At 65.5% G+C, this 14038-nt stretch carries 15 protein-coding genes and 1 tRNA gene; 3 read left to right on the top strand and 13 right to left on the bottom strand.

Annotated features, from left to right (window positions below):
• Positions 1–30: 30 nt before the first annotated feature.
• A complete protein-coding gene (locus L0984_RS13815) occupies positions 31–795 on the bottom strand; it encodes a pseudouridine synthase (RefSeq protein WP_234194204.1) in 765 nt (254 codons plus the stop codon).
• A gap of 109 nt (positions 796–904) precedes the next feature.
• On the opposite strand from L0984_RS13815, the gene L0984_RS13810 reads away from it, so the two are divergent.
• Entirely contained in the window at positions 905–1363 is a 459-nt protein-coding gene (locus L0984_RS13810) for a DUF192 domain-containing protein (RefSeq protein WP_234194203.1), read from the top strand.
• A gap of 179 nt (positions 1364–1542) precedes the next feature.
• Positions 1543–1791, top strand: a complete 249-nt coding sequence (locus L0984_RS13805) for a CsbD family protein (protein ID WP_234194202.1) — start codon at positions 1543–1545, stop codon at positions 1789–1791.
• Between the two features lie 6 nt (positions 1792–1797).
• Here the strand turns inward: L0984_RS13805 and L0984_RS13800 are convergent, their stop codons facing one another.
• From L0984_RS13800 to uvrB, 11 genes are all read right to left on the bottom strand, one after another.
• The gene (locus L0984_RS13800) at positions 1798–3168 is read right to left on the bottom strand and encodes a sensor domain-containing protein (protein ID WP_234194201.1); all 1371 of its coding nucleotides are present in this window, start codon (positions 3166–3168) and stop codon (positions 1798–1800) included.
• 159 nt (positions 3169–3327) lie between these two features.
• Positions 3328–3402: transfer RNA gene (locus tag L0984_RS13795), tRNA-Val, on the bottom strand.
• A 60-nt stretch (positions 3403–3462) separates the two neighbouring features.
• Positions 3463–4185, bottom strand: a complete 723-nt coding sequence (dnaQ, locus tag L0984_RS13790) for a DNA polymerase III subunit epsilon (protein ID WP_234194200.1) — start codon at positions 4183–4185, stop codon at positions 3463–3465.
• A gap of 46 nt (positions 4186–4231) precedes the next feature.
• The gene (fdx, locus tag L0984_RS13785; RefSeq protein ID WP_234194199.1) at positions 4232–4570 is read right to left on the bottom strand and encodes an ISC system 2Fe-2S type ferredoxin; all 339 of its coding nucleotides are present in this window, start codon (positions 4568–4570) and stop codon (positions 4232–4234) included.
• Positions 4571–4575: 5 nt separating this feature from the next.
• A complete protein-coding gene (hscA, locus tag L0984_RS13780; protein WP_234194198.1) occupies positions 4576–6432 on the bottom strand; it encodes a Fe-S protein assembly chaperone HscA in 1857 nt (618 codons plus the stop codon).
• Between the two features lie 7 nt (positions 6433–6439).
• On the bottom strand, positions 6440–6958 hold the full coding sequence (gene hscB / locus L0984_RS13775; protein ID WP_234194197.1) for a Fe-S protein assembly co-chaperone HscB: 519 nt from the start codon (positions 6956–6958) through the stop codon (positions 6440–6442).
• Between the two features lie 75 nt (positions 6959–7033).
• Positions 7034–7357: an iron-sulfur cluster assembly protein IscA gene (gene iscA, locus L0984_RS13770; RefSeq protein ID WP_017756982.1), complete on the bottom strand. Its 324-nt coding sequence runs from the start codon at positions 7355–7357 to the stop codon at positions 7034–7036.
• Positions 7358–7374: 17 nt separating this feature from the next.
• Positions 7375–7788 carry a Fe-S cluster assembly scaffold IscU gene (gene iscU, locus L0984_RS13765; protein ID WP_234194196.1) on the bottom strand — a complete coding sequence of 138 codons (414 nt, stop codon included), beginning with the start codon at positions 7786–7788 and terminating at the stop codon, positions 7375–7377.
• 25 nt (positions 7789–7813) lie between these two features.
• The gene (locus tag L0984_RS13760; protein WP_234194195.1) at positions 7814–9034 is read right to left on the bottom strand and encodes an IscS subfamily cysteine desulfurase; all 1221 of its coding nucleotides are present in this window, start codon (positions 9032–9034) and stop codon (positions 7814–7816) included.
• An 86-nt stretch (positions 9035–9120) separates the two neighbouring features.
• Complete coding sequence (gene iscR, locus L0984_RS13755) at positions 9121–9657, bottom strand: Fe-S cluster assembly transcriptional regulator IscR (protein WP_017756985.1); 537 nt, start codon at positions 9655–9657, stop codon at positions 9121–9123.
• A 202-nt stretch (positions 9658–9859) separates the two neighbouring features.
• Positions 9860–11971: an excinuclease ABC subunit UvrB gene (gene uvrB / locus L0984_RS13750; RefSeq protein ID WP_076503606.1), complete on the bottom strand. Its 2112-nt coding sequence runs from the start codon at positions 11969–11971 to the stop codon at positions 9860–9862.
• 149 nt (positions 11972–12120) lie between these two features.
• Here uvrB and L0984_RS13745 point away from each other — a divergent pair, with 149 nt between their 5' ends.
• Positions 12121–13317, top strand: coding sequence for an amino acid aminotransferase (locus L0984_RS13745; protein WP_234194194.1), 1197 nt, complete (start codon positions 12121–12123; stop codon positions 13315–13317).
• Between the two features lie 128 nt (positions 13318–13445).
• On the opposite strand, the gene L0984_RS13740 is transcribed toward L0984_RS13745, so the two are convergent.
• Positions 13446–14027, bottom strand: a complete 582-nt coding sequence (locus L0984_RS13740) for a superoxide dismutase (protein ID WP_114804109.1) — start codon at positions 14025–14027, stop codon at positions 13446–13448.
• Between the last annotated feature and the right edge of the window lie 11 nt (positions 14028–14038).

Here is a 14038-nt window from a genome sequence, read left to right as displayed (position 1 = left end):
CTGTGGAGGCGGGACGAAAAATACTAACGGTCAGCCCCCAGCAGAGGATGACTTCGTGGTCGGCTTCTTGACCTGGAACAGCGATTCGACCTCTGCGGCGGTGAGCCAGCGCCACTCGCCCGGCGCAAGTTCCGGGGGCAATTGCAGTTGCCCGACACGCGCCCGGTGCAGCGCCTCGACGCGATTGCCTGCTGCCGCCACCATGCGCTTGACCTGGTGGTACTTGCCCTCGTCGAGCGTCAACTGCAGCAGCCGCTCCTCCAGCCGCTCGGCGGCCAGCGCCCGCACCGGCCGGGGATCGTCATCGAGCACCACGCCTTCGCGCAGCCGCGCTAGGTGCGCCTCATCCAGGGGGTGCTTCAACTCGGCCTCGTACACCTTGGGAACATGGTGACGCGGCGAAGCCATGCGATGCAGGAACTTGCCGTCGTCCGACAACAGCAGCAGGCCGGTCGTGTCCTGGTCGAGCCTTCCAACGGCCTGCACCCCGTCCACACCGCCCTTGACCGGCCGCTGGCGCAACGGATCCGGCAGCAGCGTATAGACCGAAGGCCAGGTCGAAGGCTTTTGCGAGCACTCCGTCCCCGCCGGCTTGTTCAGGACCACGTAGGCCTTGGCGTGGTATTCCCACGGCTTGCCCTGGACCGTGTAGCGAAGACCTTCCTGGGCGTCGACATCGAAGGCAGCGTCGGTGACGGCCTGTCCGTCGAGCGTGACGTGGCCATGCTGGATCAGGCCGGCGCACACGCGCCGCGTTCCGAACCCCTGGCTGAAAAGCAGTTCTTGCAGTTGCATGGTGGGCGCGGATGTTAGTCGACGCCCATCCGCGCGCTGGACCACAATCCGGCGCAGCACGCCCCGGGTCGGCCGGGAACGCGCCCTTCTTCACCGCATCGAAGCAGCCATGCTCCATCCCCTTCTCCGCTCCCTTGCCGCAGCCGCCACGCTCGCCGGGGCCGCCACCCTCACCTTCGCGCAGCCGCAACTCGATCTGCCCCGCGTGCCCATCACGGCCGGCATGTACCGGATCGATGCCCAGGTGGCCGCCACGCCGCAGCAGCGGCAGACGGGCCTGATGTTCCGCGAGAACCTGCCCCAGCAGGAAGGCATGCTCTTCGTGTTCGAGGAGCCCGCCGTGCAGTGCTTCTGGATGAAGAACACGCTCGTGCCGCTGACGGCCGCCTTCGTGGCCGACGACGGCCGCATCGTGAACCTGGCCGACATGCAGCCGCAGACCACCGACAGCCATTGCTCCGAGGCACCGGTGCGCTACGTGCTCGAGATGAATCAGGGCTGGTTCGCCAAGAAGGGTCTGCGCAAAGGTGCCAAACTGGCGGGAGCGCCGTTCGCAGCCGGTCGCTGATTGCCGCACAGGCGCCCAGGCTTGCGCGCCTGGGCACTGACAGCCTTCCGCGCCTTCCTACTACGCGAGGGCGTCGAGCACCACCTACATCGATGCCATCCAAGCCCAACGATCCTTCGGACCAGACCCCGGCGGCAATGTGGCCGCCGGGCCCCTGGCAACACTCAAAGGATCTTTCGATGTTCGAACAAGCACAAGGCGCTTTCCAACGCGTGGCAGGCAAGGCCCAGGATGCGCTGGGCGAAGTGACCAACGACTCGGGCATGCAGGCCGAAGGCAAGATGCGCGAGGCACAAGGCGTTGTTCAGCAGAGCTATGGCCAGGCGCTGGACGAGATCCGCGAAATGGCCGTGAAGCACCCTCTGGGACTCGTCGGCGGCGTCGCCGCTGCGGCGTTCCTGATGGGAATGATCTGCGCCCGCCGCTGACGCGTCTCAGTCCGCAGACCGATAGAACGGCCCTGCTGCAGCGCTCGCGGGAGTACGGTGGTCAGGCCTTCCCTCCTCCGGGGCGGCAGGTTCACGACTTGCCGCCCCTTGGCGTTTGACCGCATACATCGCCGCGTCCGCGTGGCCGAGCAGTCCTTCCGCATCCTTCCCATCGAGCGGAAAGCGCGCGGCCCCGATGCTCGGCCGTACCACCAAGTTCGCATCGCCCACCACGAAGGGCTGGATGAAGGCTTGCTCGATGCGGCTGCTCAACAGGTAGGCGCCGCGTCCGCCGACGTCCTGCTCCAGCAGCACCACGAATTCGTCGCCGCCAAGCCGCGCCAACACATCGGCGCTCCGGACCGTTGCACCCAGCCGGTCAGCCACGGACTGCAGCAGGCGGTCGCCCATCGCGTGGCCCATGCTGTCGTTGACCCGCTTGAATTCGTCCAGATCGAGGAAAAGCAACGACAGCTCCGAACCGCGCTCCTGCGCCGCGCGTACGGCGGCGGACAGGCGCTCGACAAAGGAGCGGCGGTTGAGCAATTGGGTCAACTGGTCGCGCTGGGCGAGGGTCTGCAGACCCACATGGAGTCGCTTGCGTTCGATCGCGGTCGCCACCTGGGACGCGATGAAATGCAGCAGTTCGGCATCGGCGGCCCCATAGCCCTTCTCGGGATCCTCGCTGCGCAGCACCAGTGCGCCGATCGGCCCGTCCTGCGTGGGCAGCGCGGCGGCCAGTAGCCCCGGAGGCGAGTCGCCCTCCTCCTCAGCCGGCGCTTGGCCAAGCAGACGCGCCAGCCAGGGCGCGTCCGCCGGGCTTATCGGCCCAGGCGCCCTGCCCATCACGTCGACCTGATAGGCGGGGTGCAACAGCTGCCTTGCGTCGTCGAAGAGCAGTACCGCGAAGTTCCGCGCGTCGAGCAAGGTACCGACGATGCCGTGCACGCTTTCGAACAAGGAGAACAGGTCCTGCGCCGTATGCGCAGCTTCGGAAATGGCGTAGAGCGCCGCCTGCAAGGCGCGACTCTGGTGCAGCTCGGTGATGTCGTGCGCGACGGCCACGCGCAGGCCGGCACTCTCCACCCACTGTGCCGTCCACCGGACGTGGACGATGCCCCCATCCTTGCGGATGTAGCGGTTCTCGAAGTGGAGTTGCAGATGCCCCTGCATCACCCGACGGGCGGCCTCCAGGGTGGGCGCCCGGTCATCGGGATGCACGAACTCCATCATGTTCCGACCCACGACCTCTTGCGTGCCGTAGCCGAAGATTCGCTCGAACGCCGCATTCACGAAAACGAAGTCACCCGACGGCGTGACGGCACAGACCGCATCGAGCAGCAGGTCCAGGAAGTTTTCGGAAACGAATCGGCGCATGGGCATGGGAAGCCGGGCTTGAAACCCAGAGGCCCATTGTCCCGCCATTCGCCTCCAAAGGAGGGCTTGAGCGTGTCGCGCCCCGCCGATGGAGACACGCCACCGCAGTGATGCGGACGAAAAAAAACGCCACCTAATGGTGGCGTTCTCTTGGAATGGTGGTGGGCGGTGAGGGCTTTGAACCCCCGACCCCAGCAGTGTGAATGCTGTGCTCTACCCCTGAGCTAACCGCCCGAGGAGAAGGACTTTTTGTCTTTCTCTTCAGTTTCGTGCAGTGCTGCGCGAAGCCTTAGATTATGCCATGCTTTTCTGATCTTGCAACCGAAAAATGGTTTTTCCGCCGCTGGCCTTGTCCAGGTCGAGCAAGGCCTGTTCATGCGAAGCCAGTTCGTCCACGGTCGCGCTCAGCACAGGCAGGCTGAACTGGCGCAGATCGACATCGACGACGATGCCCTGCTCCTCGCTTTCGCCCGTGTCGATGTCGATCAGCAGCGCGTCCTGGCCGCGTGTGAGATTGATGTAGACGTCAGCCAGCAACTGGGCGTCGAGCTTGGCGCCGTGGAAGGTCCGGTTCGACCGGTCCACGCCGAAACGGTCGCACAACGCATCGAGCGAGTTGCGCTTGCCCGGGAAGAGTTGCTTGGCCATGACCAGGGTGTCGGTCACCTCGGCCACGTAATCGCGCAACGGCTTCAGGCCCGCACGTTCCAACTCCTTGTTGAGGAAGCCGACGTCGAAGGCCGCGTTGTGGATGATCAACTCGGCGCCACGCAGGTACTCGATCACATCCTGCGCCATCGTGACGAACTTGGGCTTGTCGCGCAGGAACTCGGTGGTCAGGCCGTGGACCCGGAGGGCGTCCTCGTGGCTCTCGCGCTCCGGGTTGAAGTACAGATGCAGATCGTTGCCGGTCAGCTTGCGGTTGACGAGTTCTACACAGCCCAGCTCGATCACGCGGTCACCGTTCTCGGCCGACAGACCGGTGGTTTCGGTATCGAGGACGATCAGGCGCGACATGCTCTCTCCTTGCCGAGCACACAGCGGCGGGCGGGCACAGCCATGGTCAGTGGTTTTCCTTGGCGTGGTTGATCGTGTACTTGGGAATCTCCACGACCAGATCCTTCTGCGCCAGGATCGCCTGGCACGACAGGCGCGACTGCGGTGTCAGGCCCCAGGCGCGGTCGAGCAAGTCTTCCTCTTCTTCCTCGGCCTCGTTCAGGGAAGAGAGGCCTTCTCGCACGATCACATGGCACGTCGTGCAGGCGCAGCTCATCTCGCAGGCGTGCTCGATCTCGATGCCGTTTTCGAGCAGCGCTTCGCAGATGGAGGTGCCGGCCGGCGCTCGGATCTCGGTGCCCTGCGGACAGTACTCGGCGTGGGGAAGGATCTTGATGATGGGCATGGGTCTCAAACGGATTCGATGCTGCGGCCCGCCAGCGCCTGGGCGATGCCCTTGTTCATGCGCTGCGCGGCGAAGGCCTCAGTGCCATGGGCCAGCGCCTCGGTGGCCTCGGTGATGGCCGACTTGTCGTCGCTATCACGCACGGCAGCCAAGGCATCCAGCAACTGATCGATGGTCTGGCGCTCCGGGGCGCTCAAAAGCGCACCATCGGCCGCCAGTGCGGTGCGGGTCGCCTGCAACATGCGGTCGGCCTCGACGCGCGCCTCGATCAACGCGCGCTGCTGCATGTCGGCTTGCGCGGTTGCAAAGCCCTCTTGCAGCATGGTGGCAATCTGGTCGTCCGACAGCCCGTAAGAAGGCTTGACGGTAACGCTGGCCTCGACGCCGCTGCTCTGCTCCTTGGCGGAAACGGAAAGCAGGCCGTCGGCGTCCACGGTGAAGGTCACGCGGATGCGCGCCGCGCCGGCCGCCGTTGGCGGAATGCCGCGCAGCGTGAAGCGCGCCAGGCTGCGGCAGTCGGCGACCAGATCGCGCTCGCCCTGCACCACATGCAATGCCAGCGCAGTCTGGCCATCCTTGTAGGTGGTGAAGTCCTGCGCCATCGCGGTGGGGATGGTCGTGTTGCGCGGCACGATGCGCTCCACCAGTCCGCCCATGGTCTCCAGGCCGAGCGACAGCGGGATCACGTCCAGCAACAGCAGGTTGCCCGCGCCATCGTTGCCAGCCAGCTGATTGGCCTGGATCGCCGCGCCGAGCGCCACGACCTCGTCAGGATTGAGGTTGGTGAGCGGCGGACGCCCAAAGAAATCGCCCACCGCCTGCCGGATCTGCGGCATGCGCGTGGCGCCACCCACCAGCACGATGCCCTGCAATTCGTTCGGCGTCAGCCGTGCATCGCGCAGCGCCTTGCGCACGGCGGCGAGGGTGCGCTGCGTCAGGGGCTGCGTGGCGGCGTCGAAGTCGGTGCGCGTGATGGTCAGCTCATGCGTCGCACCTGCCATCTCGACCTTGAGCGGCGCCGCGTCGGCATCGGTCAAGGCCTCCTTGCAGTGACGCGCGGCAACCAGCATGCGTGCCCGCTCCTCGTCGTTGGCCGGAACCCGTCCCAGGCGCTGACTCACCAGGTCTGCCAGCGCATGGTCGTAGTCGTCGCCGCCCAGGGCCGAGTCACCGCCGGTGGCAATGACCTCGAACACGCCCTGCGTCAGCCGCAGCACCGAGATGTCGAAAGTGCCGCCACCCAGGTCGTAGACGGCGTACACACCCTCGCTGCCGTTGTCCAGGCCATAGGCGATGGCAGCGGCGGTGGGCTCGCTGATCAGGCGCAGCACGTTGAGCCCCGCCAGTTGCGCAGCATCCTTGGTGGCCTGACGCTGGCCTTCGTCGAAATAGGCCGGCACGGTGATGACCGCGCCGTACAGGTCGCCGTCGAAGGTGTCTTCTGCGCGGTAGCGCAGCGTGGCCAGGATTTCCGCGCTCACCTCCACGGGCGACTTGGGGCCGGCGACAGTCTGCACCTTCACCATGCCGCCCTCGTCGACCAGCGTGTAGGGCATGGCAGACCGGTTGGCGATGTCGCCCAGCCCGCGCCCCATGAGCCGCTTGGCCGACGTGACGGTATTGGCCGGATCCGAAGCGCGCGCATCCAGGGCCGCAAATCCGATCTGCCGCCGCTGCGCATCCAGGTAGCGGACGGCCGATGGAAGGATCACCCTGCCCTGCTCGTCGGGCAGGCATTCGGCGACGCCGTTGCGCACCGAGGCAACCAGCGAATGGGTGGTGCCCAGGTCGATGCCGACCGCGATGCGCCGCTGATGCGGGTCCGGCGCCTGGCCGGGTTCGGAGATCTGAAGAAGTGCCATGGAGAAACTATTGTCCCAGCCGGTCGAGTCGCTCATCGAGTTCGGTCGAAAAGCGTTCGATGAACATGAGGGCTCTCACCTGCTGCGCTGCGGCGGGATAGTCACCCTTCTCGTCGATCAGCCAGTCCAGGCTGGAGAGGGCGCGGGCGCGGGCGGACTGGACCTGCTGCTGCAAGGCATCGAGCGCCGACGCGTCGCCGGCTTCTTCCAACTCCTCGCGCCAGCTCATCTGCTGCATGAGGAAGTCGGCCGGCATGGCCGTGTTGTTCTCGGCCTGCACGGGCGCGCCGTTCATCTCGCACAGGTAGGCCGCACGGCTCAACGGATCCTTCAGTCGCTGATAGGCCTCATTGATGCGCACGGACCATTGCATGGCCAGTCGCTGCGCCGCCGGGCCCTGCGCGGCAAAGCGATCAGGATGCGCCTCGCGCTGCAATTCCTTCCAGCGCGCATCCAGCGCACCCCGGTCCTGCCCGAACGTGGGCGGCACCGCGAACAGCGTGAAGTCATCGTCGGTCAATTGCATGGGCCATTCCTAGTGCTGCCAAGAAAAAGCCGCCAAGCCCTTTCGGGTGGCGGCCCCGCTCCTTCCGAGTCGCAATCAGACGCGGAAGCTCTCACCGCAACCACAACGGTCGCGCTCGTTCGGGTTGTTGAAGCGAAAGCCTTCGTTCAGCCCCTCGCGCACGAAGTCCAACTCCGTGCCATCGATGTAGGCCAGGCTCTTGGGATCCACCAGCACCTTGACGCCATGCTCCTCGAAGATGACATCCTCCGGCGCCGACTCGTCCACGTACTCCAGCTTGTAGGCAAGACCGGAGCAGCCCGTAGTCTTCACACCCAGCCGCACGCCGATGCCCTTGCCACGCTTGCTCAGGTAGCGGGACACATGGCGCGCCGCAGCTTCGGTCAGCGTGATCGCCATCGCGGTCGAAGCTCCAGTCACGAGGTGAGGGCTTCGGCGCCGGTCTTCGCGCCCGCTTTAACGCGATAGTCGTTGACGGCGGCCTTGATGGCATCCTCGGCCAGGATCGAGCAGTGGATCTTGACCGGCGGCAGCGCCAGCTCTTCGGCGATCTGCGCGTTCTTGAGCGAGGCGGCCTCGTCGAGCGTCTTGCCCTTCACCCACTCCGTGACGAGCGACGACGATGCGATGGCAGAGCCGCAGCCATAGGTCTTGAAGCGCGCGTCCTCGATCACGCCGGTCTGCGGATTCACCTTGATCTGCAGCTTCATCACGTCGCCGCAGGCGGGCGCACCCACCATGCCGGTGCCGACGGTGTCGTCGCCCTTGTCGAAGGAGCCGACGTTGCGGGGGTTTTCGTAGTGGTCGATGACCTTGTCCGAATAAGCCATGGGGTCCTCTTCTTTCTTTGGTGACTCAGTGGGCCGACCACTGGATCGTGCTCAGGTCGACGCCATCCTTGTACATCTCCCACAGCGGGCTCAACTCGCGCAGCTTGGCGACGTTGTGGCGGATGGACGCGATGGCGACGTCGATTTCTTCCTCGGTCGTGAAGCGGCCGATGGTCATGCGCAGGCTGCTGTGGGCCAGCTCGTCGCTGCGGCCCAGGGCGCGCAGCACGTAGCTCGGCTCCAGGCTGGCCGACGTGCAGGCCGAGCCCGACGACACCGCCAGCCCCTTGATGCCCATGATCAGCGACTCGCCTTCGACGAAGTTGAAGCTGATGTTCAGGTTGTGCGGCACACGGCGCGCTAGGTCGCCGTTGATGAACACCTGCTCGATGTCGGACAGGCCGTCGATCAGCCGCTTCTGCAGCGCACGGGCCTTGGCCAGGTCTTGCGCCATCTCTTCCTTGGCGATGCGGAAGGCCTCGCCCATGCCCACGATCTGGTGGGTGGGCAACGTGCCCGAGCGCATGCCGCGCTCGTGGCCGCCGCCGTGCATCTGGGCCTCCAGCCGCACGCGCGGCTTGCGGCGCACGTACAGGGCGCCGATGCCCTTGGGGCCGTAGGTCTTGTGCGAAGCCAGGCTCATCAGGTCGATGGGCAGCTGGGTGACGTCGATCTCGACCTTGCCGGTGGCCTGCGCCGCATCGACATGGAAGATCACGCCCTTCTCGCGGCAGGCGTTGCCCAGCGCGACCATATCCTGCACCACGCCGATCTCGTTGTTGACGAACATGACGCTCGCCAGGATGGTGTCGGGTCGAATGGCAGCCTTGAACTTGTCCAGGTCGAGCAGGCCGTTTTCCTCGACGTCGAGGTAGGTCACCTCGAAGCCTTGGCGCTCCAGCTCGCGCATGGTGTCCAGCACGGCCTTGTGCTCGGTCTTGACGGTGATGAGGTGCTTGCCCTTTTCCTTGTAGAAGTGGGCAGCGCCCTTCAGCGCCAGGTTGTCGGACTCGGTGGCACCCGAGGTCCAGATGATCTCGCGCGGATCGGCATTGATCAGGGCGGCGACGTCGCCGCGGGCCTTTTCCACCGCCTCTTCCGCTTCCCAGCCCCACGCATGGCTGCGCGAAGCGGGATTGCCGAAATGCTCACGCAGCCAGGGAATCATGGCGTCGACCACACGCGGGTCGACCGGCGTGGTTGCGCCGTAATCAAGATAGATCGGGAAATGAGGAGTGACGTCCATGGCTCGCTCGTGCTGGCGTGGATACGGAAACAATCACGAACGGAGGAGCCGGCAGCGACAGGCCGCCGCGGCTCGCCCGCCGTGCATCAGGACTTGGCGAAGGCGTTACCGAGGGCGAACACCGAATTGGGCGCATTCACCCGGATCGGCTTGACCACCGGCTGGCTCGAGATCGCCCGCTTGACGGCCGGCTTGTTCTCGACCTGCACGCCCTTGGCGATCTGGTCGTCCACCAGCTTCTGCAGCGTGACGGAATCCAGGAACTCGACCATCTTTTGGTTGAGCGAGGCCCACAGCTCATGCGTCATGCAGCGGCCGGCTTCGCCCATGCAGTTTTCCTTGCCGGCGCAGTGGGTGGCATCGATCGGCTCGTCGACCGAAACGATGATGTCGGCGACCGTGATGTCCGCCGCCTTGCGGCCCAGCGAATAACCGCCGCCCGGGCCACGCGTGGATTCCACCAGCTCATGGCGACGGAGCTTGCCGAACAGCTGTTCCAGGTAGGACAGCGAAATCTGCTGCCGCTGGCTGATTGCGGCCAGCGTGACCGGACCGGAGTTCTGGCGCAGTGCCAGGTCGATCATGGCGGTGACCGCAAAACGGCCTTTGGTAGTGAGACGCATCGCAAGCTCCTTCAGTTGGCTTACCGTTAAACAACACCTGGGATCCACAGGATCCGGTGGCGCCCGTCTCCGCCCTGCCCGGCATCCCGCCCATCGAAAGGTAGGAGCCGGCCCTTCATCGCGAAGTTCTTTGTTCTTGAGTGTTTCGCTCAAGTATAACAGAAACCCCGAGCCGTGCTCGGGATAACGCGGGTTTTTCCTCTCACTTGCGCCCGCCGACCGGGAGCACCGCGATGTTGTCGCCGCCCGCCGCTCCGAAGGCCTGCTCGCGCAGCAGCGCCAGCTGGTCGCGCACGCGGGCCGCCTTCTCGAATTCGAGGTTGCGGGCGTGCTCCAGCATCTGCTTTTCCAGGCGCTTGATTTCCTTGGCCACGTCGCGCTCGCTCATGTCCTCGACGCGGGCGCGCTCGACCTCGCGCTTGCCGGCCTCCTTGGCGGACTTCTCGCCGTAGACGCCGTCGATCAGCTCGCGCACCTGCTTGACGATGCTGCGCGGCACGATGCCGTTGGCTTCGTTGAAGGCGATCTGCCGCTCGCGGCGGCGCTGCGTCTCGCCGATGGCCTTGTTCATCGACGCCGTGATGGTGTCGGCGTACAGGATGGCCTTGCCGTGCAGGTTGCGCGCCGCGCGGCCGATGGTCTGGATCAGGCTGCGCTCGGCGCGCAGGAAGCCTTCCTTGTCCGCATCCAGGATGGCGACCAGCGACACCTCGGGAATGTCCAGGCCCTCGCGCAGCAGGTTGATGCCCACCAGCACGTCGAAACTGCCCAGGCGCAGGTCGCGGATGATCTCCACCCGCTCCACCGTGTCCACGTCACTGTGCAGATAGCGCACCTTCACGCCGTTGTCGCTCAGGTACTCGGTGAGCTGCTCCGCCATGCGCTTGGTCAGCGTGGTGATCAGCACGCGCTCGTTCTTCTCGACGCGGATGCGGATCTCGCCCAGCACGTCGTCCACCTGGTGGGTGGCGGGCCGCACCTCGACCTCGGGGTCGATCAGCCCGGTCGGGCGCACCAGCTGCTCCACCACCTGGCCGGCATGCTCCTGCTCGTAGGCCGCCGGCGTGGCCGAGACGAAGATGCACTGCCGCATCCGGCGCTCGAATTCCTCGAACTTGAGCGGCCGGTTGTCCAGCGCCGATGGCAGCCGGAAGCCGTACTCCACCAGCGTGGTCTTGCGGGCCCGGTCGCCGTTGTACATCGCAGCGAGCTGGCCGATCATCTGGTGGCTCTCGTCCAGGAACATCAACGCGTCCTTGGGCAGGTAGTCCGTCAGCGTGGCCGGCGGGTCGCCGGGCGCGGCGCCAGACAGATGGCGCGTGTAGTTCTCGATGCCCTTGCAGTGACCGATCTCGGCCAGCATCTCCAGGTCGAAGCGAGTCCGCTGCTCCAGGCGCTGGGCCTCCACCAGCTTGCCGCCGCCGACGAGTTCCTTCACGCGGTCGGCCAGCTCCAGCTTGATGGTGTCGACGGCGCGCAATGTCTTGTCGCGCGGCGTGACGTAGTGGCTGGACGGATAGATGGTGAAGCGCGGAATCTTCTGCCGGACGCGGCCCGTGAGCGGGTCGAACAGCGACAGGCTCTCGATCTCGTCGTCGAACAGCTCGATGCGGATCGCCAGCTCGCTGTGCTCAGCCGGGAACACGTCGATGGTGTCGCCCCGCACCCTGAAGGCGCCGCGCGAGAAGTCCTGCTCGTTGCGCGTGTACTGCATGCGGATGAGCCGGCCGATCACGTCGCGTTGGCCGATCTTGTCGCCCACGCGCATGATGAAGCGCATCTCGGTGTAGTCCTCCGGGGCGCCGATGCCGTAGATGGCACTCACCGTCGCCACGATCACCACGTCCCGCCGCTCCAGCACGCTCTTGGTCGCCGACAGGCGCATCTGCTCGATGTGCTCGTTGATCGACGAGTCCTTCTCGATGAACAGGTCGCGCTGGGGCACATAGGCCTCGGGCTGGTAGTAGTCGTAGTAGCTGACGAAGTACTCCACCGCGTTCTTCGGGAAGAACTCGCGGAATTCGCTGTAAAGCTGCGCGGCCAGCGTCTTGTTGGGCGCGAACACGATGGCCGGCCGGCCCAGCCTGGCGATGACGTTGGCCATGGTGTAGGTCTTGCCCGAGCCCGTCACACCCAGAAGCGTCTGGAAAACCTCGCCGTCCTGCACGCCCTCGACCAGCTGCTCGATGGCCTTGGGCTGATCGCCAGCCGGCGGATAGGGCTGGAACAACTCGAAGGGCGAATCGGGGTAGCGGACGAACTCGCCTTTGGCGGGTGCGGCGGCATCGTCGGCGGTCTGAAGGTCTGCGGTCATGGTGGTGAGGCTCCGGGGCAGCAGTCCAACTGTGGGGCGGCCGGTAAAATTCCAAGCGAACCGGCAAGGCTAACCCAAAGGCGATGACCGGTTCTGCACCCAGCCTCGCCGGCCGCGAGGCTCGCCCCAGCATCCAAAGGACTTTCTCCATGTCTCTCTTCTCCGCCGTCGAGATGGCGCCGCGCGACCCCATCCTGGGTCTGAACGAACAATTCGCCGCCAACACCAACCCCAACAAGGTCAACCTGGGCGTGGGCGTGTACTACGACGACAACGGCAAGCTGCCGCTGCTGGAATGCGTCAAGAAGGCCGAGGCCGACATGATGAAGGCCCCCTCGGCCCGCGGCTACCTGCCCATCGACGGCATCGCTGCGTACGACAACGCCGTCAAGGCCCTGGTGTTCGGCGCTGACAGCGAGCCGGTCCAGTCCGGCCGCGTGGCCACCATCCAGGCCCTGGGCGGCACCGGCGGCCTGAAGGTCGGCGCCGACTTCCTCAAGAAGCTCTCGCCCTCGGCCAAGGTGCTGATCAGCGACCCGAGTTGGGAAAACCACCGCGCGCTGTTCACCCAGGCCGGCTTCGAGGTCGGCACCTATGCCTACTACGACGCCGCCAAGCGCGGTATCGACTTCGACGGCATGCTGGCCGCCCTGCAAGGCGCTGCCGCCGGCACCGTCGTCGTGCTGCACGCGTGCTGCCACAACCCGACCGGCTACGACCTCACGCCCGCGCAGTGGGACCAGGTGGTCGAGGTGGTCAAGGCCCGCAAGCTGACGCCCTTCCTGGACATGGCCTACCAGGGCTTCGGCTACGGCATCGCCGAGGACGGCGCCGTGATCGGCAAGTTCGTCGCCGCCGGCCTGACCTTCTTCGTCTCGACCTCCTTCTCCAAGAGCTTCAGCCTGTACGGCGAGCGCGTGGGCGCCCTGTCGGTACTGTGCGAGAACAAGGAAGAAGCGGCACGCGTGCTGTCGCAGCTGAAGATCATGATCCGCACCAACTACAGCAACCCGCCGACGCACGGCGGCGCCGTCGTGGCAGCTGTGCTGGGCAACCCTGAGCTGCGCGCCCTGTGGGAGAAGGAGCTGGGCGAGATGCGCGTGCGCATCAAGGCCATGCGTCAGAAGCTGGTGGACGGCCTGAAGGCAGCCGGCGTGAAGCAGGACATGAGCTTCATCACCAGTCAGATCGGCATGTTCAGCTACTCGGGCCTGACCAAGGACCAGATGGTGCGCCTGCGCAACGAGTTCGGCGTCTACGGCACCGACACCGGCCGCATGTGCGTGGCCGCACTCAACAGCAAGAACATCGACCACGTCTGCGCGAGCATCGCGAAGGTGGTCTGAGGCGTTGCGGCGGCGGCCTCCTCTCGGAGGTGGCCGCGCACCAAAGAAAAAGGCAGCACGGATGACCGTGCTGCCTTTTTCTTTGCAGCCCGCCGGCGTAGGACCGGCGGGCCGTCCTCACCCGACGATCAGGCGAAGTTCTTCTCGGCGAATTCCCAGTTGACCAGCTTGGCCAGGAAGGTCTCGACGAACTTGGGACGCAGGTTGCGGTAGTCGATGTAGTAGGCATGCTCCCAGACGTCGACGGTCAGCAGGGCCTTGTCTTCGGTCGTCAGGGGCGTGCCGGCGGCGCCGGTGTTGACGATGTCGACCGAGCCGTCGGCCTTCTTCACCAGCCAAGTCCAGCCCGAGCCGAAGTTGCCGACGGCGGACTTGACGAAGGCTTCCTTGAAGGCGTCGTAGCTGCCCCACTTAGCCTCGATGGCCTTGGCCAGCGCGCCAGAAGGAGCGCCGCCGCCTTGCGGCTTCATGCAGTTCCAGAAGAAGGTGTGGTTCCAGATCTGGGCCGCGTTGTTGTAGATGCCGCCGCTGGACTTCTTCACGATTTCTTCGAGCGTCATGCTCTCGAACTCGGTGCCCTTCTGCAGGTTGTTCAGGTTCACCACATAGGCGTTGTGGTGCTTGCCGTAGTGGTACTCCAGCGTTTCCTTGGAGTACTCGGGGGCCAGCGCGTCCATCGCGTACGGCAGGGGAGGCAGAACATGTTCCATGTGAAGCTCGT

This window comes from Pseudacidovorax sp. NFM-22 (assembly GCF_021401245.1).
Taxonomy (GTDB): Bacteria; Pseudomonadota; Gammaproteobacteria; order Burkholderiales; family Burkholderiaceae_C; genus Xenophilus.
Note: the sequence above shows the minus strand (reverse complement) of the source record. Positions and strands in the feature narration are given on the sequence as shown.